Genomic DNA, 18666 nt, shown 5'->3' on the forward strand with positions numbered 1-18666 from the left:
ACTGCCTGCCGCAGTCTAGAGTGCCTGCCGCAGCCAGTTCTCCACGCCGCTGATGTGCACGGTCACCAAGGCCCGCACCAGTTCGGCGTCGCCCCGTTCCAGGGCGTCCGCGATCGCGTGGTGCTCGGCCAAAGTGTGCGCCACCGCTTTTTCCTGCGTCAGCCCACGCCAAATCCGGGCCCGCACCGTGCTGCTGGACAGGGCTTCCAAGAGGCTCCCGAGGTAGTCGTTTCCCGCGGCCTCGGTGATGATGCTGTGAAATTGCAGGTCATGGGCCACGAGTTCCTCGACGTCCGTGTTCTCGTCGATGCCGTCCATGGTGCTTCTGAGCGCCAGGAGCTCGTCCGGCGTGATTTTGCCGGCCGCCAAGTGCGCGGTGGCGGGTTCCAGGATTCGCCGGACCTCAAAGAGCTCCAAGATGGAACGGTCCTGGTGCAGGTCCACCACAAAGGCCACGGCTTCGTTGAGCAGCTTCGCGTCAAGGCTGGTCACGTAGGTGCCGTCGCCGCGGCGAACATCCAACACTCGGATCAGCTCAAGGGCTTTCACGGCTTCGCGCAACGAACTCCTTGAAAGACCGAGCCGTTCGCTCAGTTCCTTTTCCGGCGGAAGTCGATCGCCGGCCTTGAGTTCGCCGCGGATCAGCATGTCTTTGATCTTGCTGATCGCCTCGTCTGTGACAGCCATGGACCAATAGTAGCCACGAATGATCGGATGTCTGTTTCCGACGCCTCCGCACCCAACTAAGTCGCAGTTGAGGTCGTTCTCAGCGCTGGGAACGACCTGATCTGCTACCCAGTTGGGGGCGTTAACGCACGACGGCGGCACCTGGGTTCCGATTGGTACGGAACCCGGGTGCCGCCGTCGTTCGCTATTGGAGGCTTGGCTTCTTGCCGCTGTTACTTGTCGCCGCCGGGCATCGGACGGTTGGCAATGACGGGCGCGCTGCCCGTATAACCGTCGCGGGTGGCGGCAATCTCATGAATCTGCTTGCGGCACAGGAACCAGCCCCACACCATGAGCCCGCAGGCAACCGCGGTGACCAACATGGTGAGCGGCGATTCGATGAACACCATGACCAGGACGGCCAGCAGGAAGACCAAGGACAGCCAGCCCGTGTACGGGGCGCCGAACATCCGGAAGGAGGGGCGCTTCACCCAGCCCTTGTCGGACCAGCGTTTGAGCTGCATCTGGCACAGGACGATAGTGGCCCACGTGACGATGATGCCCACCGATGCGACGTTCAGGACGATCTCGAAGGCGTCGGACGGGACCAGGTAGTTCAACGGGACGCCGAGCAGGGAAACACCGGCCGTGATGGCGATGCCGCCGTACGGAACGCCGGCCTTGTTCATACGCTGGGCGAACTTCGGGGCCGAACCGGCCACGGACATGGAGCGGAGGATACGGCCGGTGGAGTAGAGCCCTGCGTTCAACGAGGACAGCGCTGCGGTGAGCACCACGAGGTTCATGATGACGTCCACGCCCTCAACACCAATGGAACCGAAGAACGTTACGAACGGGCTGACGCCCTTTTCGTAGGCGGTGTACGGGAGGAGGAGCGCCAGCAGGATGACAGAACCAACGTAGAAGACGGCGATGCGGAAGACCACGGAGTTGATGGCCTTGGGCATGATCTTCTCCGGGTTGGCAGTTTCACCAGCAGCGGTTCCCACCAGTTCGATCGAAGCGTAGGCGAACAGCACACCCTGCATCAGGATGATCATGGGCAGAATGCCGTTGGGGAAGATGCCGCCGTTGTCCGAGATGAGGCTGAAGCCCACTTCCTGTCCATCCACCGGGGTGCCGAAGATGACGAAGTACGTGCCAACCAGGAGGAAGGCCACCAGGGCGGCCACCTTGATCAACGCGAACCAGAACTCCATCTCGCCGAAAACCTTCACGGAAACCAGGTTGAGGCAGAGGACAACCACCAGAGCAATGAGCGCCCAGGCCCACTGCGGAACGGCACCCATCCAGGCGATGTATTTGCCGAAGAAGTTCATGTACAGGGCCACCGCTGTGATATCCACGATGGTGGTAGTGGCCCAGTTGATCCAGTAGAACCAGCCCGAGACGAACGCGGCCTTCTCGCCGTAGAACTCGCGGGCATAGGAAACGAAGGATCCCGACGACGGGCGGTGCAGAACCAGTTCACCGAGGGCGCGGAGGATCAGGAACGCGAAGAAGCCACAGACTGCGTAGGCGATCACAAGGGAAGGACCAGCTGCGTTGAGTCGGCCACCGGCGCCAAGGAACAGCCCGGTACCGATCGCGCCGCCGATCGCAATCATCTGGATCTGGCGGGGCTTGAGGTCCTTGTGGTAGCCGGAGTCCTCCTTGTGGAGGGCTTTCTCGCTGGCGTGCGCTTGGGCCGGGACCGTGTGGTCCGTGATGGGGTTGGTCATTGGAATCCTTAAGGGTGTCCTGTTGGGGGTGTCCTGTGTGCGTCCGGGGAAGGACTCGGGCACGCAGAACTAAGCCTCGTGGGGGTATGCCTCATGGGGCGGGACGGCTGGTCGTTGAGCTTACAGGCCTGATTCGGCCTATTTGCTGAGATTTGCCAGACGTTCGGGGCTCAGCAGTTCTTCAAGCTGGGCGGCGGTCAAGAGACCATGCTCCAACACGAGTTCTGCAACGCCCTTGCCTGTTGCCAGCGCTTCCTGGGCGATAGCGGTGGCGGAGGCGTAGCCGATATGCGGGTTCAATGCCGTGACGAGACCGATCGACTGCTCCACGGTAAGCCGTAGCCGTTCGGTGTTTGCTGTGATGCCCCGGACGCAGCGTGCCGTAAGGGTGCGGCACGCTGCTTCCAGGTGGGAGATGCTCTTGTGCAGGCTGTGCACAATGATCGGTTCGAAGGCATTCAGCTGAAGCTGGCCTGCCTCCGCGGCCATGGTGACGGTGACATCGTTGCCGATGACTTCGTACGCCACCTGGCTGACCACTTCCGGGATCACCGGATTGATCTTGCCGGGCATGATCGACGAACCGGACTGAACAGCCGGAAGGTTGATCTCACCCAAACCCGCACGCGGTCCGGAGGACAGCAAGCGGAGGTCGTTACAAATCTTGGAGAGTTTCACTGCCACACGCTTCAGCACACCGGACAGGTGGACGAACGCGCCCACATCCTGTGTGGCCTCAATGAGGTCAGCAGCAGTGAGGAGGGGCAGGCCCGTGATCTCGGCCAGGTGGCGGCACGCGGCTTCCGCGTATCCGGCCGGGGCATTCAAACCCGTACCGATTGCCGTTGCACCAAGGTTGATCTCGTGGATCAGCATGTGGGATTCGTCCAGGCGCGCGCGGTCCTCACCGATGGTCACGGCGTACCCGCCGAACTCCTGGCCGAGAGTCATGGGAACCGCGTCCTGCAACTGCGTGCGCCCCATCTTCACAACGGTCCGGAACTCCCGGCCCTTCTCAGCGAAAGCCACCTCGAGTTCTTCGAGGGCTTCAAGGAGTTCCTTCACGGAAAAGATCGTGGCCAGGTTCACCGCCGTCGGGTAGACGTCGTTGGTGGACTGGCTGAGGTTGACGTGGTCATTCGGGTGAAGCTTGGAGTAATCGCCCTTGGGGTGACCCAGGATCTCCAGGGCACGGTTGGCGATCACCTCGTTGGCGTTCATGTTGGAACTGGTACCGGCGCCGCCCTGGATCACGTCCACCATGAACTGCTCGTGAAGCATGCCGTCCATGATGTCCTGGCATGCCTGTTCAATGGCACCTGCCTTTTCGGCGTCCAGCAAGCCAAGCTCGTGGTTGGTGCGTGCGGCTGCCTGCTTCACGGCGGCCAAACCCCTGACCAAGTGCTTGTTGGTGGAGAGGGGCTGCCCGGTGATCGGGAAGTTCTCGATGGCGCGGAGGGTATGGACGCCCCAGTAAGCATCCGCAGGTACATTGCGGTCGCCCAAAAGGTCGTGTTCGGAACGGAGGGGGATCGCCTGATCGACGGTGGTCATAGCTGTCCTTGGTTTAGTTGCTGAAAATTTGGGCTGCGCGGAGCTCGCCGACCGGAAGGCCGCCGCCCAGCACAGGTGGGCTCTGAAGTGTGTCCAGGCTGCCGCCGTCGACGCCCAACCGGCGAAGAACCTCAACGGTGATGGGCATGCGGGCGCGATCGCCGCCGTCGGAAATCTTCACCGCGACGCCGGTGCCGTCCGGGAGGCCAACCAGTTGGAGGCCTTCAAAGCCGTCCTTCGCGAGCAGGCCGGGAACGGCGCGCATGAGGGCGGTGACGTCGCGGCCTTCACCCGCCACCATCTCCGGGAACCGGCGCATGGCGTGGGCAACCTTGCCTTCGTCGGTGCTTTCGTCGGCAGCGGCGAGACGGCCATAAGCGCGTGCCATGCCATGCAGGGAGTGAGCGAAGAGGGGCGTTCCGCAGCCGTCCGTGCTGACAGCAGCGGCTTCCTCGCCGGTGAGATCAGTGATGGTGTCGCGGACCAGGACCTGTAACGGGTGCTCGGGGTGCAAGTACCCCTCCACAGGCCAGCCGTTGATGACGCAGACGGCGGCCATGGACGCGTGCTTGCCGGAGCAATTCTGCGCGACTTGGGTGGGGCCGTTGCCGGCGCGCAGCCAATCCTCGCGCTCCTTCACTCCATAGGGGAGGTCCGTGCTGTTGTCCAAGGCGGCCTCGGTGAGGCCGTGCAGCTTCAGGATTTCGCTGGCACCGTCGCGGTGCATCGGTGCGCCGGAGTGACTGGCAGCGGTGAGTGCAAGGAGGTTTTGGGGGAGATCCAGGCCCGCCTTGAGCAGGGCTACAGCCTGCAATGGCTTCAGGCTTGAGCGCGGGTACATCGGCGCGTCCGGTTCGCCGGCCTCGACGGCAGTGCTGCCGTCCTTGTGGAGGGCGATCAGCGATCCGTAGTGGATGCTCTCCACCAAGCCGTCGCGGGTTACCTCTACGAGCGGGACGTGGTGGGGTGGCTTTATGTTCTGTGCCGCGGCCTTGTGGGCCGGTGCTGCAGGGGCGGGCATAGTGTCCTTTAGATGTGTCATTTGCTGAGGATCGTGTCCAGTGCAACGCTGACGGCCTGCAGGTGAGCGGCCATGGCTTTGCTTGCGGCTTCGGAGTCGCCCGCCTCGATGGCGTTGAGTACGGCAACGTGTTCCTCATCCGAGCGGTGTTGCCGGTCTGCAACGAGGTTCAAGGTTTCGGACTGGTGGGCCAACGCCTCACGGATATCCGAGACGACGCTGGCAAACACCCGGTTCCCGCTGGCGCGGGCAACGGCCGAATGGAAGCTGGCGTCAAGGTTCACCCACGCTTCGGGATCGTTCTCCGTGAGCATCTCCTGGACGATGTCCTTAAGGTGCTCGAGCTCTTCGTCAGTCCTTCTCTGAGCCGCCAGTCCCGCTGCCGGGATCTCGATGTGAGGACGTGCTTCGTTAAGATCGCGTGCACTGTACTGACCCAAGGTAAGGTCATTAGCAACCTTGTTGGCCACAATGAACGTGCCCTTGCCGGTCTTGGTCACGGTGAGGCCCAAGGTGTTGCAGGACCTCAGCGCTTCCCTGATGACGGAGCGGCTTACACCGTACTGGCCTGCAAGCGTTGCCTCGGAACTCAGCTTGGTGCCGATATCGAACTGGCCGCCCTCAATGGCACGCCGGAGGGCCGCAAAGACCGCTTCCGCTGCGGAAATGCGAGAGATGGGCGTATGCCCACCCTTGGGATCATGCTGTCCGGCTGTCCGGCTGTCTGACAGGTTCACGCTTTGAATATGGCACGGGTCACAAGGGGCTGTCAACGCTGAAAGAGTCGCTTCACGCTTTGGCGTCACTTGCCGGTCTCTGGCCAGTCTGTGGGCAGCCCGATGCGTCGGTCTTTGGGCCGGGCGCTGCGCGGTCCCGCACAATGGACCATGCTCTTCACCAAAAAGTCCCTCACGGCGGACGGGTTTACTGGATTCCGGCCGATCGACGAACTCGACCCCATGAGGATTCCCCAAGGCCCCGGCATCTTCGCGATCCTTCGTGCCGCCGATTTCGAGCCCGCGTTCCTCAGTAAGAGCACTGCAGGCACGTTCAAGAAAAAGGACCCCTCGCTCAAGCGCGAAGCCCTGGAATCCGAATGGGTTCCCGACGCTTCTGTGCTGTACATCGGCAAGGCCAGCGCCGGAAGCCAAGGCAACCGCGGGCTCCGCAAACAGATCCAAGAGTTCCTGGACTACGGCCGCGGGCGGCCTACCGTCGTGTGGGACGCACGGCTCATCTGGCAACTCCGCGACGCGCTGGACCTGATCATCGCGTGGAAGGAACTCCCGGCTTCCGAGGTAAATTCGGCCGAGGCCGCCTACCACGCAGGCTTTGTTGACGCCCATGGGCGCCTGCCTTTTGCCAACTTGGTCCAGGCGCGATCCAAGAAGTAAAACCCGGCACAACGCGAAAAGCAGTACGACGGCGGCGGCCGGGTTCCGCCGTCGGCCTCCCGCTCGCAGGGCGTTCGGCGCATAATGGCAACCATGACGGGCAGCAATGCCACTGCAGGCAAACCGCATGGAACTCGAATCACTGTTGAGGTGCCCGTCCTGCGCGTGGGTGCAGGTCCTTCGGAGTACGAGGGACTGAACCGGTTCGTCGACGCCCTGCGGAAGCCTCAGGGCTTGCACTTGACCCTTCTGCATGTCGGCATATTCGAAGAGCTGGGCAGGGACATCGATGCCTGGACCAAAGGGTTGTCTCCTCCGGAGAAGACACTTCCGGAGATCGCCAGTTGGTTGACGGAGTTACCGGTGTTGCAGGGCTTTTTGGGGAAATCGGACAAACTGATCCCTCTGGGCGGTGGACGTCTGTTGGGACTCGAGGTGGACGTGCCGCAGGAGGTTCACGATTACCAGGCGCTATTGGTTCAAGGTCTCCACGTGCTCCTTGATGATCTTGGCCTGGACAACATTGACGACTTCATTCTCAGCTCACCCGCGCTCGGCTACAGGTCACCCCGGTGGTTGCCCCACATCGCCGTCGGTAAGGCCCGCACCCGCCACGAGCCGGAGATGGAGATCGCTCCCGTGGCCATCGAATTCGGAGACTCACGAATCCGCAACCGGGAGGCGCTCCCAGAGCCGGAATGACTCGGTTCTTGGCGGCGATGCCGTTTAAGTTCTACGGCCGGTAAAATAGTATGTGTCTCCCGTTTTCTACCTGAGGACTTCCATGCAGCCCCGCACCTTGTTCCGTACCGTTGCATTCGCCGAGGCCGTGACATGGACGCTGCTGTTGATCGGACTGTTCCTCAAGTACGTCACACGCACCACCGACGTTGGTGTGAGTATTGCCGGAGGCATCCACGGCTTCGTTTTCCTTTGCTACGCCGCGACGGCCGCCTTCACCTGGATCAACCAGAAATGGTCCACCCGGACGGGCCTGCTCGCCATTGGTTCAGCAGTTATCCCGTACGCCACCATCCCCACCGAGAAGTCGCTCGACCGCCGCGGTCTCCTTGACGGCGGATGGCGTTTGGCTGCCGGAGGCGAGAAACCTCAAGGAGGCTTCGAGAAAGCCCAGGCTTGGGTTCTGCGGAACCCGATTCTTGCCGTAGTTGTCACCCTCGTTGCAGTCGGAGCCGTCTTCAGCTTCCTGTTGTTCATGGGCCCTCCAGGTACCTGGTTTTCCTAGAGGTCGGCCGGCGAAAGAATCGGTTCTTCGGAACCGGTTCTTTTTTCACTTAAGGAGAAGGATCCCTGCCTTCATGCTCCGTCACTACCCACTTTGAATCGTGGATGGTCTCGACGCGCCGACTTTGTGGTGTGTCGACAGGATTAGTCGATCAAAGTGGGTGGTGGCGGTACGTCTACCTGGACACTGCCTCGGGGCAGCCCCAGGAGTTGGGGTTTTCTTGGCAGGTGTCGGCGACGAGTGCTTTTTCTGTTTTCCAGACGTGGATGGTTTTGGTGGGTGTGGTGATGTCGAGGGTGCCATTGATGGGTAGTGGTGGGCCGTTGTTGACGGAGTAGGTGCCGGTGAAGCTGGTTGTGATGGTTGCTGGGTAGTTGCCGGTGTTGGTGTAAATGTGGCTGGTGCGGGTTTCGGTGGTGAGCCATTCGGTTTCGGGGATGGGGTAGCCGGCGGCGGGTGTTGGGCCGAGGGTGGTGCCGTCTCCGAAGCTGTAGCTGTAGTTGGTGGGTTTGGTGGTGAGGTGGACTGTTTGGCCGAGGATGGTGAGGTCGAAGGCCTGTTCGCCGGCGGTGGTGTAGAAGTTGGTGGGTCCGCCTTTGAGGGTGTGGGGGAAGGGCTGGGCTTCGAGGGTTCCGGGGTTGACGGGTAGTTGTCGGAAGTCGTTGAGGATCCGGGCGGCGATGTTGGCCAGGACGTTTTCGGGTTGGGGGTCGTAGAGGCAGGTGGGGCCGCTGACTGCCGGGTAGTCGGTCCAGGTGGGATTCGTGATGGATTTCGGAGCCTGCCGCCAGATCACGGGGGTGCCTTCTTCCCCGTCAGGTGTTTTGGCCGGGCATTCCATGGTGAGGCACCCTCTGTCGGGCGTGTCTGTTCCGCCTGCCCGGCAATGAATGTCGGCCATGTACTGATTCGGGTCCTCAGCTGCGTCTGGTCCAAGATTCGTGGAGGGGACGCCGGTGACTGGATCGATGGTGAACTCGGCGCGTATATCGATGGCAGTGTCGTGTTTTCCAATGCTGACACGCGGCTCGTCATCGGCAACTGAGGGGGCGGCACCGGAAAACGCGCATGCTGCGATGGCGATGAGCAAGAACAGACTGTGACGAGACACGCGCACGACTAACCCACGATCAATCCGTTGTCGATGACCTGCCAACTGCCGTTCCGATAGGTGGCCATCACAGCTTCGGCCGTGTTGTACTCAGGAGTCATTTGCTGGCCGGAGCTCCCGTCGGCGTCGTAATACTGTATTTGTTCTTGAAGAACCTGCACCTTCGCAGGTTGCTCGACTAAACCCTCTTGCCAGAGGACTTCTATGACTGGCGTAGTTATGCGGCCGCCAACTACCCAGCGGCCGTTTGTGTAATTCAGCTCCACAGCTTTCTTGTATGCGGCACCGGAAACCGTCATGACATCCGTCGACTCACTCCATGGCCCCAGGTCACCGGTTTCCGTCGCATAGGAATAGGTCGCGTACCAGTACCCGATAAACGCCTCCAGCCCGGCCTTTGAGTTCTCCTTCGCCAGTTCGGGCATCACGGGAACGGGGACGTTCTGTGCCTTCCCCGTTGCGTCGGCGGGTTTGTACGCAGGGGAGGCAGTCGGAGTAGCCGAAGCCGCCGGAGACGATTCGCTCACGGTGGGTGACGCCGTCGTCGAGCTGGTCTCTGACGGTGGGCTGCTCGGTGCGGAGCCACCCTGGCAGCCGCTGAGGAGGACGACAGCGGTCAAACAAAATGCTGCTGTTCGGGCGTGAACCAAAGGAAAAGTGGCAAACGAAAGGCGTGACATGACGGGCTCCCCAGCAGCTGTTTGGCGGTGTGCCGGTCAGTCTAGGCCGGGGTCGGGCAACTCTTCATGTCAGAAAACGCGGCCTGTGGATAACCGCTAGTTGGGACCGGCCTAGCCCCGCAGCTTCTCCATTTCCCGGCGGTCCTTCTTGGTTGGCCGGCCGGCGCCGCGGTCGCGCTGGGGGAGTCCGAGCTTCGGGGCTACGGGGCGCGGGGGAGTGTGGTCGGTGAAGCAGTGGGAGGCGGCTTCGGCACCTACACGCTTCGCGATGAGTCGCCGCACCTCCAAGATCCGCTCCCACCCGGACTCGCGGACCCGGATGGTGTCTCCAATGATCACGCTCTGCGAAGCCTTGACGGGGTTGCCGTTGATGCGAATATGCCCGGCCCGGCAGGCGGCGGTGGCAGCGGAACGGGTCTTGTACGCGCGGATTGCCCACAGCCAAGCGTCGACGCGGACGTTGGCCGGGGACGACGACGGGATGCTCATCATTGAATTGTCGCCGATAACAAGGCTCTGTGCACGGACGCACTATCAAGGCGCCAGGGTGGCTGGAGCGCTGGCGGAGTGGACCAGCAATGTGACTTGCTGAAATTCAGCACTAGCTATATGGCGTCCGGTATCTTGCAAGCCGTATTTAGGATTATTTATCTACGTGTCTGGAATTACTTATTCTACGAAATTGAGAAGCTCCTCAGATGCGAATAACGTGTGTTAGCGTGTGACTCGTGCCGGTCAGTACGCCGCGCTTATGACAAAGTCACCGACGCAGTGCCGGTGGCCATGCGGCGGTAGCCGGCAGAAAGCCAGTGTGATGTCACAACAAGCGAATTCAACGGAAAAGGCGGCGGTGTCTAGCGCCGCTGCTCACACCGTGCTCTCTCCTAAGACGTTTGTCTCACTGGCCGGAACCATGTTCGCTGTCGATCTCCTGAACGCCGGAAATGGCGCTATTGACCTGGCCTTCGTGGCCCCTTTCGGCGCCCTCATGGTGGCCGGCATAGGTTTGGGCGATCTCGTGACCGCGCTCTTTATGGCTTTCTTCGCGGGAATCATCGACGTTTTTGCTGTGAAATTGGCTCGTGCTGAAGGGCGGAATGAGGCCAGCAGGCTATTGCCCAAATTGTTTGCCGCGCTGCTGATCGTTGCTGCCGTCTGGACTGCGGCCGGTATGGCGGTCACCCGGGTTGTTCCCCTGATCTTTGACGCTGTGGGGTCCGAGCCTGCTGTGGCTGCTATAGCCGCCGACTACTTAACCGTACGCATGATGGGCATTCCCTTCACGTTGGCCCTGGCTGCCGTCTCGGTAACCCTCCGCATCGTGGGGAGACAACGCGCTTCGATTGTCCTTATCGTCACCGTGTTTGTGTTGAATGCGGCCTTCAATGCCGCGCTGGTTTACGGCCCGCTGAAAGTGCTGGCAGCCAACCCGGTGATGGCGGTGGCCATTGCCACGGTGATCGCTCAGGTTCTCACTGCTGCCTGCGGGGTTATTGTTCTCGCGCGGCATTTCTCCCGCGGTCGCGGGGTAAAAGCTGCCGAGAATGATCAACCCCGAATCATTCCCCTAACCCGGGAGATGTTCGTGACAAGCCTTGGAGTCGGGTTGAGGCAAATGAACAACTACGCCGCTGCCGTGGTGCCCTTCATGCTCATCAGCCGTTTGGATGTGGCCACTGTTGCCGCGGCAGCCGTAGCCACGAGGATCTGGACTCTCTACTGCCGGGTTCCCCAGGCGACTCTCAGCGCTGTTGGCGTTTTTGTTGGGTACTCCCGGGGCCGAAGCCAGCAGGACGCCCAGGCCGTAGTGCAACGTTCGCGTGGGTATGTTGTGTGGCCCAGTTTCATCGCAGCTGCTGCTACGGCAGCGGCCGTTCCCATTTTTGCCAAGGTCTTTGGTGGCGATGAGGTTGACGTCGGACTGGTGTGGATACTGACTGCTGCCTATCTCATCGCAGTGCCCGCCTACGTTGTGGAGAATTTGTGCGGGGAGATTTTAACCGTGGAGCAGCGGGCGTCGTGGCTCTCCCTGCCATCAACCGTGGTCACGTATCTGATAACCATTCCGATTGCCATCGTCGGGATCCTGGTGTGGGAATCGGCGATGGTCGCCGTTGCGTCCGCAGCCGTGGCGTCGCTTCTTCTTGCCCTGCGGTACAGCATGCGGACGAGGCAGCTCGGCTATCGGATACTGGGGAGGATCTGAGGGGCCTGCCCGCCCCCCCCAAAAAACTACCGCACCGTCACCTCAACCACCTGCGCCATGTTGTTCCCGATGCCCTGGTAGTTCCACACCTGTTCAGTGGGCTGGAGCGCGCCCGACGAATCCATGGCCCGGCACCGCAACACATGCTCGCCGGGGCTCGCCACCCACACCATGGACCACGACCTCCACGCGAAATCACCCAGCGGCGAATCCACATGCGCCGGCATCCACTCGCCGTCGATCCCCACCTCCACGCGATCCACCTCGCCATGCCCGGACCAGGCGCGCCCGTGCAGCATCACGGGACCTGCATCCACCACACGTCGCCGAGTGTAGAAGTCTGGAATTCCGGGCGGAATCATCAGGGAGCGGACGCGAATGAGGGACACAGGCAGGCCCGGCCCATCGGGTCCTTGGAGATAGTGGTACGCGACCGCCTGCTGGAATCCCATGAAACGCGACGTCACAGCTTCGACCGAGGTCAACCACTTCACACTCGCCATGCCATACCAGCCCGGCACCAGCAACCTGAGCGGAAAGCCATGCTGGATAGGCAGCGGACTGCCGTTCATGGCGTAGACCAGCATGACTTCGGGATGCATGGCTTCCGCCACCGAAAGGCTGCGCGCGTACGGTTCTTCGACGCCCCCTTGGATGCCGTTGTCGGCACCGGTAAAGACAAGTTCGACGGCGTCACTCACCAGGCCTGCTTCCTCCAGCAAGGGTGCCAACGGGGTTCCGGTCCACTCTGCCGTGCCCACCGCACCGAGAACCCAGGGTTGGCTGACGGGACGTGGCTGCAGAAGCGATCGTCCGTTTCCTGCGCATTCAAGGGTGACGGGCATGGTGACGGAGGGCCGGGCCTTGATGTCCTCGAGACTCAGCTCGAGGCTCCGGTCAACGGCGCCGCCCAGCCGAAGCCGCCACGTCTCAGCGGAAACATGGGGGATGTCGAAGTGGATCAGCAGGTAATGCAGCCCGGCCGGCGTGATGTCGTCGTGCAGGGCTTCAAGCGGCATGGAGTGGTTCCGCCCGGAGAGTTGTAGTTCTTCGTGGGTCAGCGGACCTTGGGTGGGCTGACCTGGGTTGGCAGCTTTCGTTGCTCTTTGTTTGACGTGGTGCTTGGACATGGGACGGCGGCGTTCTACTGGAAGCTAAACGCTGCGGAGTGCCGCAGCACTTAGGTCAAGGATCACGCCGCGGCCGAACCCGCGTCAATACCTTGTTGTGGGGCCCGCTCTGCGCGCTAAACCAGGCGGGAGGGACGCAAAGGAGGCCTCACAACGGAAGGGGGCTACCGGCGTCGTAGTTCCGGGTATTCAAGGTGGGGTGCAACCGTGCCGGCGTCGCGCTCCAGGAAGTTCACGGCAGGCGCCACGATGTCATCAATCTCATCCAAAACGGACTCGCTGAGCACCACATCTGCGGCCTTCAAGTAATCGGTGAGGTGATCCTCGGTCCGCGGCCCGATGACCACGCTGGTCACCGCCGGGTGGTTCAGGGCGAAGGCGACGGCCAGCTGTATCAGGGTCAAGCCATGGCGTGCCGCAAGCTGCGCGAGGGCATCGGCGGCGTGCAGCTTGCCTTGGTTAAAGGGTGCGTTCACATCGAACCGGCCCGGAACCGCTGCCGATCGCGAACTCTCCGGCTGGCCCCCGCCGACGCGATAACCGCCGGCCAGCCAGCCGCCGTCGAGCGGTCCGTAACTCAAAACCCCGACGCCGTACTGCTGGGTGATGGGAAAAACGTCGCGTTCGTTGGCACGCACCAACAGCGAATAGGGAACCTGATCCACCACGGGCGGGGTCAGGTGGTTGGTGTTGGCGATCCACTGGGCCTCAACAAGCTGGGCCGGGCTGAACACGGACGTGCCGTAATAGAGAATCTTGCCCTGCCGGATGAGGTCGTTCAGTGCGGTGATGGTCTCAAGGAGATCGGTGTTGTAGTCCGGACGGTGCGCTTGGTAGAGGTCGATCCTGTCCGTGTTCAGCCGCCGCAAGCTGTCCTCAACAGCCCGGACGATCCACCGGCGTGAGTTGCCGGCGTGTGCCGGGTTGGAGCCCATCTGGCCGTGGAACTTCGTGGCAAGGAAAACGTCGTCGCGCCGGCTGTGGATGGCCTGGCCCACCACCGTTTCGGCCTCGCCCTGCGAGTAGATGTCTGCTGTGTCCACGCTGGTGATACCGGCGTCGAGGGCGGTCTTAATGATGCGGATACTCTCGGCCGGACCCGTGGGTGCGGCGCCGGTGCCGAAATTCAGGGTGCCCAGCGTGAGGGGGCTGATCAGGGCGCCAGTGCGTCCAAGCGTTCGTAGCTCGTTGAGGCTCATGTCGGCTTCCTGTGGTGGGACAGTGCTGGTGTCCAGGCCTGAGTCGGGTGGCCGTGGATGTTCAATCGAGGCTACACACGCCCGCCAGAGGCATAAACGCAAGCGGTAGAACTTCTTCGTTTTTCGTCTTGCGAGGTAATGGAACAGGCCTTACTTCGCGATATTTCTTGACACGCTGCAACACAAATGTCTTGTGAATCAACAAATATTGCCGTTCCCGGAAGCAGGTGAATTATGGGGAGGGAACTCAAGCAACGCACGAAGGGGACAGCGGAATGACACAGACCACAGTGGAAGAAACGGCGGCCATCAAGGCAGCATTTGCGCAGTTCCCATCCGGAGTTGCTGCCTTCAGCGCGATGGTGGATTTCACACCGGAAGCGTTGGTGGCATCTTCCTTCACGGTGGGCGTATCGCTGGAGCCACCGTTGGTGATGTTCGCGGTGCAGAACTCCTCCACCACCTGGCCGAAGCTCCGCCAAGCCCAGCGCTTGGGTGTTTCGGTGCTGGCCGAGGGACAGGAAGGGGCAGCACTCCAGCTGGCCTCCAAGACACGTGACCGTTTTGCTGGCCTGGACACCAGCGTGAGCGATTCAGGTGCGGTACTGATTGACGGCGCCGTGCTGGGCTTCGAATGCGAGGTTGTGTCGGAGACGCCTGCCGGGGATCACGCGATCGTGGTCCTGGAGGTTAAGGCGACCACCATCAACCTTGAATCCAAGCCGTTGATCTACCACGGTGCCGCGTTCCGGCAGTTGGCTGCCTAGCCGGGACCTACGAGTTGCGGCTGGCTCCGCTGAGGGTGCCTTTTCGAATCGGGCTCGGAGATTTTCCATTCTTGGACTTCTCCGGGCCTGACTTCTTGGCCCCATTGCCCGAGGCAGGGCTCGTGGCATCACCGGTCTGTGAGGGTCCGTGATCCGGCCTCTTGGGCGGGAGATCCGGACGCTTGGGGGACGTAGCTTGGCCGTTGGAGGATGGCGTCGGCTCGTCGAGGTCGCGGACCGTGACCTTGATGGCCGGCGGCTGCTGCGCTTTGGCGCGTTCGGCCGCACGTTCGTCTGCCTCAGCCACAGCGTCTGCCCAGTCTTTCGCGAGGACGGGCGGTTCTTTGGCAGCAGCAACAACGATCGGGTGGTGCGCCGCCTGATGTTCCACCACTGACTTGACCTCAGCAGGTTTCGGCAGATTGCGGGGGTCTACCTTGGCCTTCCACGTGCCTTCCTTCAATGCTGAAGTTGCACCCGAGAGCCGTCGTCGGGCATCTCCCAAGAAGTCCCGCTTGGGCGCAGAGGGCTCGGAAGGTGCGTCATCGGAAACATCAGCAGCAGCGGGCGCGAAGCCAAGTTCCGGCAGTGCGGACGGCACGAATTCTTCTTCAGCAGCGGGATCAGGCACCCGTGCAGGGCGCTGAGGGAGGCGAACTATGGGGGTGGTGGCCTTCTTGGGCAAAATTCCCACCATGGCCAAGAGGATGATGGAGAGTAGCCGTCCAACTCCGGCGATCACCAGAGTGATGATGACGATCAACACCAGACCCAGGAACATGATGACCGCGAGTCCCAACGTCCCCAAATACGTCAAATTGATGGCGAGTGTTGTCGGATCCTCCACGTTAGCCTCCCCTGGCCGTCGTTTTGTGATGCGCCCATTGCCCACCCAGCTTGCATATATAGCCTAAGGTCCAGCACCGACGGAATCACGCCCCGCCCCACCCTCTGGCGGGGTTGTTTCGAAGCTGTTATATGACGTGGGAAAATATGTTGCCCAGCTCTCATTTTCAGCCTCAGATTGGGACCCCGTGACCCCTGACTTAGCCCGACTCCGCAACGGCGCCTGCCCCTGTCTCTCCGGTGAGCAGTACCACGATTGCTGCGGACGCTTCCACCGCGGCGACGCCCATGCGCCAACGGCCGCGCAGCTGATGCGCTCCCGATACTCTGCCTTCGCGGTCCTGGACCCGGAGTACCTGCTGCGCACCTGGCACAGCTCTACCCGTCCCACGTCCATGGACCTGGATTCGGACATGCAGTGGCGCAGGCTGGACATCATTTCCACAGTGAACGGCGGCCCCTTGGACACGACGGGAACCGTGGAGTTCGCTGCGCACTACAGGCTCGACGGCGAACGCGGGGTCCAGCGCGAAGTCAGCCGCTTCGTCCGGGAAAATAAGCGCTGGTTCTACGTGGACGGGGACGTTCGCTGAGCGCGCTCCTTCCCAGTTGCCTCCACATTCCCGGCGGCGATTGAGGAAATTCCGCGGCCTCGCATGTGGGCCTCACGTTGTTCTGCGCACTAACTGGGAGGGAACGCAGCGGGAAGCCTCACCGGTAGCTGCGGTGCAGGTTCTCCTTGGTTGAAGCGCCGGGGGAGGCATCGCCGATCCATGGGCCGGTGCCTTCGGACTGATCCAGCACTCCGGCCTCCAGCCAGGCGTAGTCACCGGCGAGGACCTTGCGCGAAAGGTGGTGATCGCCGTCGTCGGTATTCCTCCACAGTTGGTCGAAATATTCGTCCACCCGCACGCGTGCCTGCTCACAGAACGCTTCGGCGAGCTCGAAGGCGGCCGCGCCTTGCTCGGGATGGGTGCGGAGCAGCATTTCGGCTCGGGAACAGCACGCTGCCATGGCGAACAGCTCCGCCCCAATGTCCACGATCCTGCCGAGGAAGGCCTGCTTGTGCTCCAGCTTCGCCTGCCACCGCCCCATGCCGTAGAACGTCTGCCGGGCCAGCCGCCGCGACGAACGTTCAACGAACCGCAACTGCTTCGCCAAACGGCCGAACTCCGCGTAGGAACGCGGATCCATGCCAGCGCCGGCCACCAGTTTGGGCAACCAGCGGGCGTAGAAGCCGGAGGCCCCGACGGCGGCCCTCGCCTTATCCTGCAGGCTCGCGTCCGCTGAGGCGAGGTCGCCCGCGGCGGCAAGGTGGGCATCCACGGCCTCCCTGGCAATCAGGAGTTTCATGATCTCGCTGGAGCCCTCGAAGATCCGGTTGATGCGGAGGTCCCGGAGGAGTTGCTCGGCCGGTACTGCCCGTTCGCCCCGGGCTTCCAGGGAGTCTGCTGTCTCGAAGCCCCGGCCTCCACGGATTTGGACAAGTTCGTCCGCGATCCGGCAGCTCAGTTCCGTGGACCACAGCTTGGCAAGCGCGGCTTCGATGCGGATGTCCTTCAGCCCGGCGTCGGCCATCTCGGCGGACAGTTCAAAGACGGCCTCCAGCGCAAACGTGGTGGCAACGATGAACGCGATCTTCTTGCCCACGGCTTCGTGCTTGCCCACCGGACGGCCCCACTGCGTCCTCGCGTTGGACCATTCGCGGGAGATCTTCAGGCTCCACTTGCCGGCGGCCACGCACAGGCCAGGGATGGAGAGCCGCCCCGTGTTGAGGGTGGTGAGGGCTATTTTGAGTCCTTGGCCCTCGCGGCCCAGCCGGTTGGCCACGGGCACCCGTACTTGGTGGAAACGGGTCACGCCGTTCTCAATCCCGCGCAGGCCCATGAAGGCGTTGCGGTTCTCCACCGTGATGCCGGGGGAGTTCATCTCAACCACAAAAGCGGAGATGCCACCCTTGTGTTCGGTCCCGTCAGCGTCGGTATGGGAAGGAACCCTTGCCATGACCACTACCAGTTCGGCGATCACACCGTTGGTGGTCCACAGTTTCACGCCGTCCAAAAGGTAGGAGTCGCCGTCGTCGGACAGTACGGCAGTTGCGCCCATGCGCGCAGGGTCGCTGCCGACGTCGGGTTCTGTCAGCAGGAAGGCGGTAATCGCGCCGGCGGCGCAACGCGGCAAGTATTCCTGTTTCTGCTCTGGTGTGCCGAATTCCTTAACGGGCTCGGGAACGCCGATGGACTGGTGGGCGGAAATCAGGGCACCGAGGCTCGGGTGGACCGATCCCAGCAGGGCAAGCGCGCGGCCGTAATAAACAAGGGACAGGCCCAGGCCGCCGTATTCGCGAGGGATTTTCATGCCGAAAACACCGAGGTCAGCGAGCCCCTTAAGGTATTCGTCGGGAATCCTGGCGTCGCGTTCAATCACGCGGCCGGACATGGTTTTGGCGAACACCAGCAAGCGGGCCATGAACTCTTCGCCGCGCTCAACATCCTCGGTTTTGGCTTGCGGCCACGGGTGGATCAGGCTGAGGTCGAAACTGCCCAAGTAAAGGCCTTTGGCGAAGCTTGGCCGGTTCCATTCAGTTTCGCGGGCGGCCTCGGCCACGGCGCGGGCTTCTTCTGCGGTGGCATTGACGCTTGCGGCAGCGAGACTGTTGTCAGTGGCGGACGTCATGGGAGAACTCCTCTAGCCGGTTGTGCCGGATGGAGCCAGGGTCCGCCTTGGGTGGGAACCCTTCAGCTGTCCCTCAATGCTACCCGCGAGTAGCTACCCGTGCTAGGGGAAATCTGAGGCTGGAATTCGGCCGGGATTTCCACTTGTCCTGCGTGGTGGACCAGGCGGTCCCACGCGAAGTTAATGCCGTGGACAAGGCCGCCCAGAACACCTTTGGCGGTGTACCAGACCAAGCCCATGGCGCCAATAAGAATGATGGTTGCCAGTGCTGCGGCGGCAATAAATGCCACCAGAATTGCAGCGAAGACCAGTGTTCCAATGAATACGTACGTGGCTGTATCGAGCGCAGAGAAGTCGAAATTCATGGTTCCCCCCGGGGCGACGGTGCGTGGGTTGACGCGGCGTGGCTGCGTCGATGCTCTGACACT

19 protein-coding genes are annotated in these 18666 nt (G+C 62.0%); 6 read left to right on the top strand and 13 right to left on the bottom strand.

Annotated features, from left to right (window positions below; genetic code table 11):
• Window positions 1-15: 15 nt before the first annotated feature.
• The 5 genes from AR689_RS19305 to AR689_RS19325 all read right to left on the bottom strand — a co-directional run bounded on the left by AR689_RS19305 (window position 16) and on the right by AR689_RS19325 (window position 5720).
• On the bottom strand, window positions 16-687 hold the full coding sequence (locus AR689_RS19305) for a FadR/GntR family transcriptional regulator (RefSeq protein WP_024818473.1): 672 nt from the start codon (window positions 685-687) through the stop codon (window positions 16-18).
• A gap of 212 nt (window positions 688-899) precedes the next feature.
• A complete protein-coding gene (locus AR689_RS19310) occupies window positions 900-2408 on the bottom strand; it encodes an amino acid permease (protein WP_062072759.1) in 1509 nt (502 codons plus the stop codon).
• Window positions 2409-2546: 138 nt separating this feature from the next.
• Window positions 2547-3962 carry an aspartate ammonia-lyase gene (locus tag AR689_RS19315; RefSeq protein ID WP_062072761.1) on the bottom strand — a complete coding sequence of 472 codons (1416 nt, stop codon included), beginning with the start codon at window positions 3960-3962 and terminating at the stop codon, window positions 2547-2549.
• 13 nt (window positions 3963-3975) lie between these two features.
• Entirely contained in the window at window positions 3976-4983 is a 1008-nt protein-coding gene (locus tag AR689_RS19320; protein WP_062072763.1) for an asparaginase, read from the bottom strand.
• 17 nt (window positions 4984-5000) lie between these two features.
• A complete protein-coding gene (locus tag AR689_RS19325; protein WP_062072765.1) occupies window positions 5001-5720 on the bottom strand; it encodes a FadR/GntR family transcriptional regulator in 720 nt (239 codons plus the stop codon).
• Window positions 5721-5870: 150 nt separating this feature from the next.
• Between AR689_RS19325 and AR689_RS19330 the strand changes: the two genes are divergently transcribed.
• The 3 genes from AR689_RS19330 to AR689_RS19340 all read left to right on the top strand — a co-directional run bounded on the left by AR689_RS19330 (window position 5871) and on the right by AR689_RS19340 (window position 7623).
• Window positions 5871-6377: a hypothetical protein gene (locus AR689_RS19330; protein ID WP_062072767.1), complete on the top strand. Its 507-nt coding sequence runs from the start codon at window positions 5871-5873 to the stop codon at window positions 6375-6377.
• A 93-nt stretch (window positions 6378-6470) separates the two neighbouring features.
• Window positions 6471-7079 (top strand): hypothetical protein, encoded by a 609-nt coding sequence (locus AR689_RS19335; RefSeq protein WP_502686021.1) that lies wholly within the window; start codon window positions 6471-6473, stop codon window positions 7077-7079.
• Between the two features lie 82 nt (window positions 7080-7161).
• A complete protein-coding gene (locus AR689_RS19340; RefSeq protein ID WP_231745598.1) occupies window positions 7162-7623 on the top strand; it encodes a DUF3817 domain-containing protein in 462 nt (153 codons plus the stop codon).
• 175 nt (window positions 7624-7798) lie between these two features.
• On the opposite strand, the gene AR689_RS19345 is transcribed toward AR689_RS19340, so the two are convergent.
• The 3 genes from AR689_RS19345 to AR689_RS19355 form a co-directional block, all read right to left on the bottom strand.
• Window positions 7799-8734 carry a PKD domain-containing protein gene (locus tag AR689_RS19345; RefSeq protein WP_231745599.1) on the bottom strand — a complete coding sequence of 312 codons (936 nt, stop codon included), beginning with the start codon at window positions 8732-8734 and terminating at the stop codon, window positions 7799-7801.
• A gap of 8 nt (window positions 8735-8742) precedes the next feature.
• The gene (locus AR689_RS19350) at window positions 8743-9354 is read right to left on the bottom strand and encodes a DUF6318 family protein (protein WP_231745600.1); all 612 of its coding nucleotides are present in this window, start codon (window positions 9352-9354) and stop codon (window positions 8743-8745) included.
• A 171-nt stretch (window positions 9355-9525) separates the two neighbouring features.
• Window positions 9526-9906, bottom strand: coding sequence for an RNA-binding S4 domain-containing protein (locus tag AR689_RS19355; protein WP_062072775.1), 381 nt, complete (start codon window positions 9904-9906; stop codon window positions 9526-9528).
• Window positions 9907-10264: 358 nt separating this feature from the next.
• Here AR689_RS19355 and AR689_RS19360 point away from each other — a divergent pair, with 358 nt between their 5' ends.
• Window positions 10265-11620 (top strand): MATE family efflux transporter, encoded by a 1356-nt coding sequence (locus AR689_RS19360; RefSeq protein WP_231745601.1) that lies wholly within the window; start codon window positions 10265-10267, stop codon window positions 11618-11620.
• A gap of 26 nt (window positions 11621-11646) precedes the next feature.
• Here the strand turns inward: AR689_RS19360 and AR689_RS19365 are convergent, their stop codons facing one another.
• Window positions 11647-12750, bottom strand: a complete 1104-nt coding sequence (locus AR689_RS19365) for a sulfite oxidase (protein ID WP_062072779.1) — start codon at window positions 12748-12750, stop codon at window positions 11647-11649.
• 164 nt (window positions 12751-12914) lie between these two features.
• Entirely contained in the window at window positions 12915-13949 is a 1035-nt protein-coding gene (locus AR689_RS19370) for an aldo/keto reductase (protein ID WP_062072781.1), read from the bottom strand.
• A gap of 275 nt (window positions 13950-14224) precedes the next feature.
• Here AR689_RS19370 and AR689_RS19375 point away from each other — a divergent pair, with 275 nt between their 5' ends.
• Window positions 14225-14716 (top strand): flavin reductase family protein, encoded by a 492-nt coding sequence (locus tag AR689_RS19375; protein WP_062072783.1) that lies wholly within the window; start codon window positions 14225-14227, stop codon window positions 14714-14716.
• A gap of 7 nt (window positions 14717-14723) precedes the next feature.
• On the opposite strand, the gene AR689_RS19380 is transcribed toward AR689_RS19375, so the two are convergent.
• Window positions 14724-15563: a hypothetical protein gene (locus AR689_RS19380; RefSeq protein ID WP_062072785.1), complete on the bottom strand. Its 840-nt coding sequence runs from the start codon at window positions 15561-15563 to the stop codon at window positions 14724-14726.
• Window positions 15564-15750: 187 nt separating this feature from the next.
• On the opposite strand from AR689_RS19380, the gene AR689_RS19385 reads away from it, so the two are divergent.
• Window positions 15751-16155 (top strand): YchJ family protein, encoded by a 405-nt coding sequence (locus tag AR689_RS19385; RefSeq protein ID WP_231745602.1) that lies wholly within the window; start codon window positions 15751-15753, stop codon window positions 16153-16155.
• Between the two features lie 118 nt (window positions 16156-16273).
• On the opposite strand, the gene AR689_RS19390 is transcribed toward AR689_RS19385, so the two are convergent.
• Window positions 16274-18238, bottom strand: a complete 1965-nt coding sequence (locus AR689_RS19390) for an acyl-CoA dehydrogenase family protein (RefSeq protein ID WP_062072789.1) — start codon at window positions 18236-18238, stop codon at window positions 16274-16276.
• A gap of 62 nt (window positions 18239-18300) precedes the next feature.
• Complete coding sequence (locus tag AR689_RS19395; RefSeq protein WP_024818444.1) at window positions 18301-18603, bottom strand: hypothetical protein; 303 nt, start codon at window positions 18601-18603, stop codon at window positions 18301-18303.
• Window positions 18604-18666: the final 63 nt, after the last annotated feature.

The sequence above is a fragment of the Arthrobacter sp. EpRS71 genome (assembly GCF_001512285.1).
Classification (GTDB): domain Bacteria; phylum Actinomycetota; class Actinomycetes; order Actinomycetales; family Micrococcaceae; genus Arthrobacter.

What these genes read in the sequence shown, in the direction of transcription:
- AR689_RS19305 (WP_024818473.1), bottom strand. Translation starts at nt 687, where the DNA reads ATGGCTGTCACAGACGAGGCGATCAGCAAGATCAAAGACATGCTGATC.
- AR689_RS19310 (WP_062072759.1), bottom strand. Translation starts at nt 2,408, where the DNA reads ATGACCAACCCCATCACGGACCACACGGTCCCGGCCCAAGCGCACGCC.
- AR689_RS19315 (WP_062072761.1), bottom strand. Translation starts at nt 3,962, where the DNA reads ATGACCACCGTCGATCAGGCGATCCCCCTCCGTTCCGAACACGACCTT.
- AR689_RS19320 (WP_062072763.1), bottom strand. Translation starts at nt 4,983, where the DNA reads ATGCCCGCCCCTGCAGCACCGGCCCACAAGGCCGCGGCACAGAACATA.
- AR689_RS19330 (WP_062072767.1), top strand. Translation starts at nt 5,871, where the DNA reads ATGCTCTTCACCAAAAAGTCCCTCACGGCGGACGGGTTTACTGGATTC.
- AR689_RS19335 (WP_502686021.1), top strand. Translation starts at nt 6,471, where the DNA reads ATGACGGGCAGCAATGCCACTGCAGGCAAACCGCATGGAACTCGAATC.
- AR689_RS19340 (WP_231745598.1), top strand. Translation starts at nt 7,162, where the DNA reads ATGCAGCCCCGCACCTTGTTCCGTACCGTTGCATTCGCCGAGGCCGTG.
- AR689_RS19355 (WP_062072775.1), bottom strand. Translation starts at nt 9,906, where the DNA reads ATGATGAGCATCCCGTCGTCGTCCCCGGCCAACGTCCGCGTCGACGCT.
- AR689_RS19365 (WP_062072779.1), bottom strand. Translation starts at nt 12,750, where the DNA reads ATGTCCAAGCACCACGTCAAACAAAGAGCAACGAAAGCTGCCAACCCA.
- AR689_RS19370 (WP_062072781.1), bottom strand. Translation starts at nt 13,949, where the DNA reads ATGAGCCTCAACGAGCTACGAACGCTTGGACGCACTGGCGCCCTGATC.
- AR689_RS19375 (WP_062072783.1), top strand. Translation starts at nt 14,225, where the DNA reads ATGACACAGACCACAGTGGAAGAAACGGCGGCCATCAAGGCAGCATTT.
- AR689_RS19390 (WP_062072789.1), bottom strand. Translation starts at nt 18,238, where the DNA reads ATGACGTCCGCCACTGACAACAGTCTCGCTGCCGCAAGCGTCAATGCC.
- AR689_RS19395 (WP_024818444.1), bottom strand. Translation starts at nt 18,603, where the DNA reads ATGAATTTCGACTTCTCTGCGCTCGATACAGCCACGTACGTATTCATT.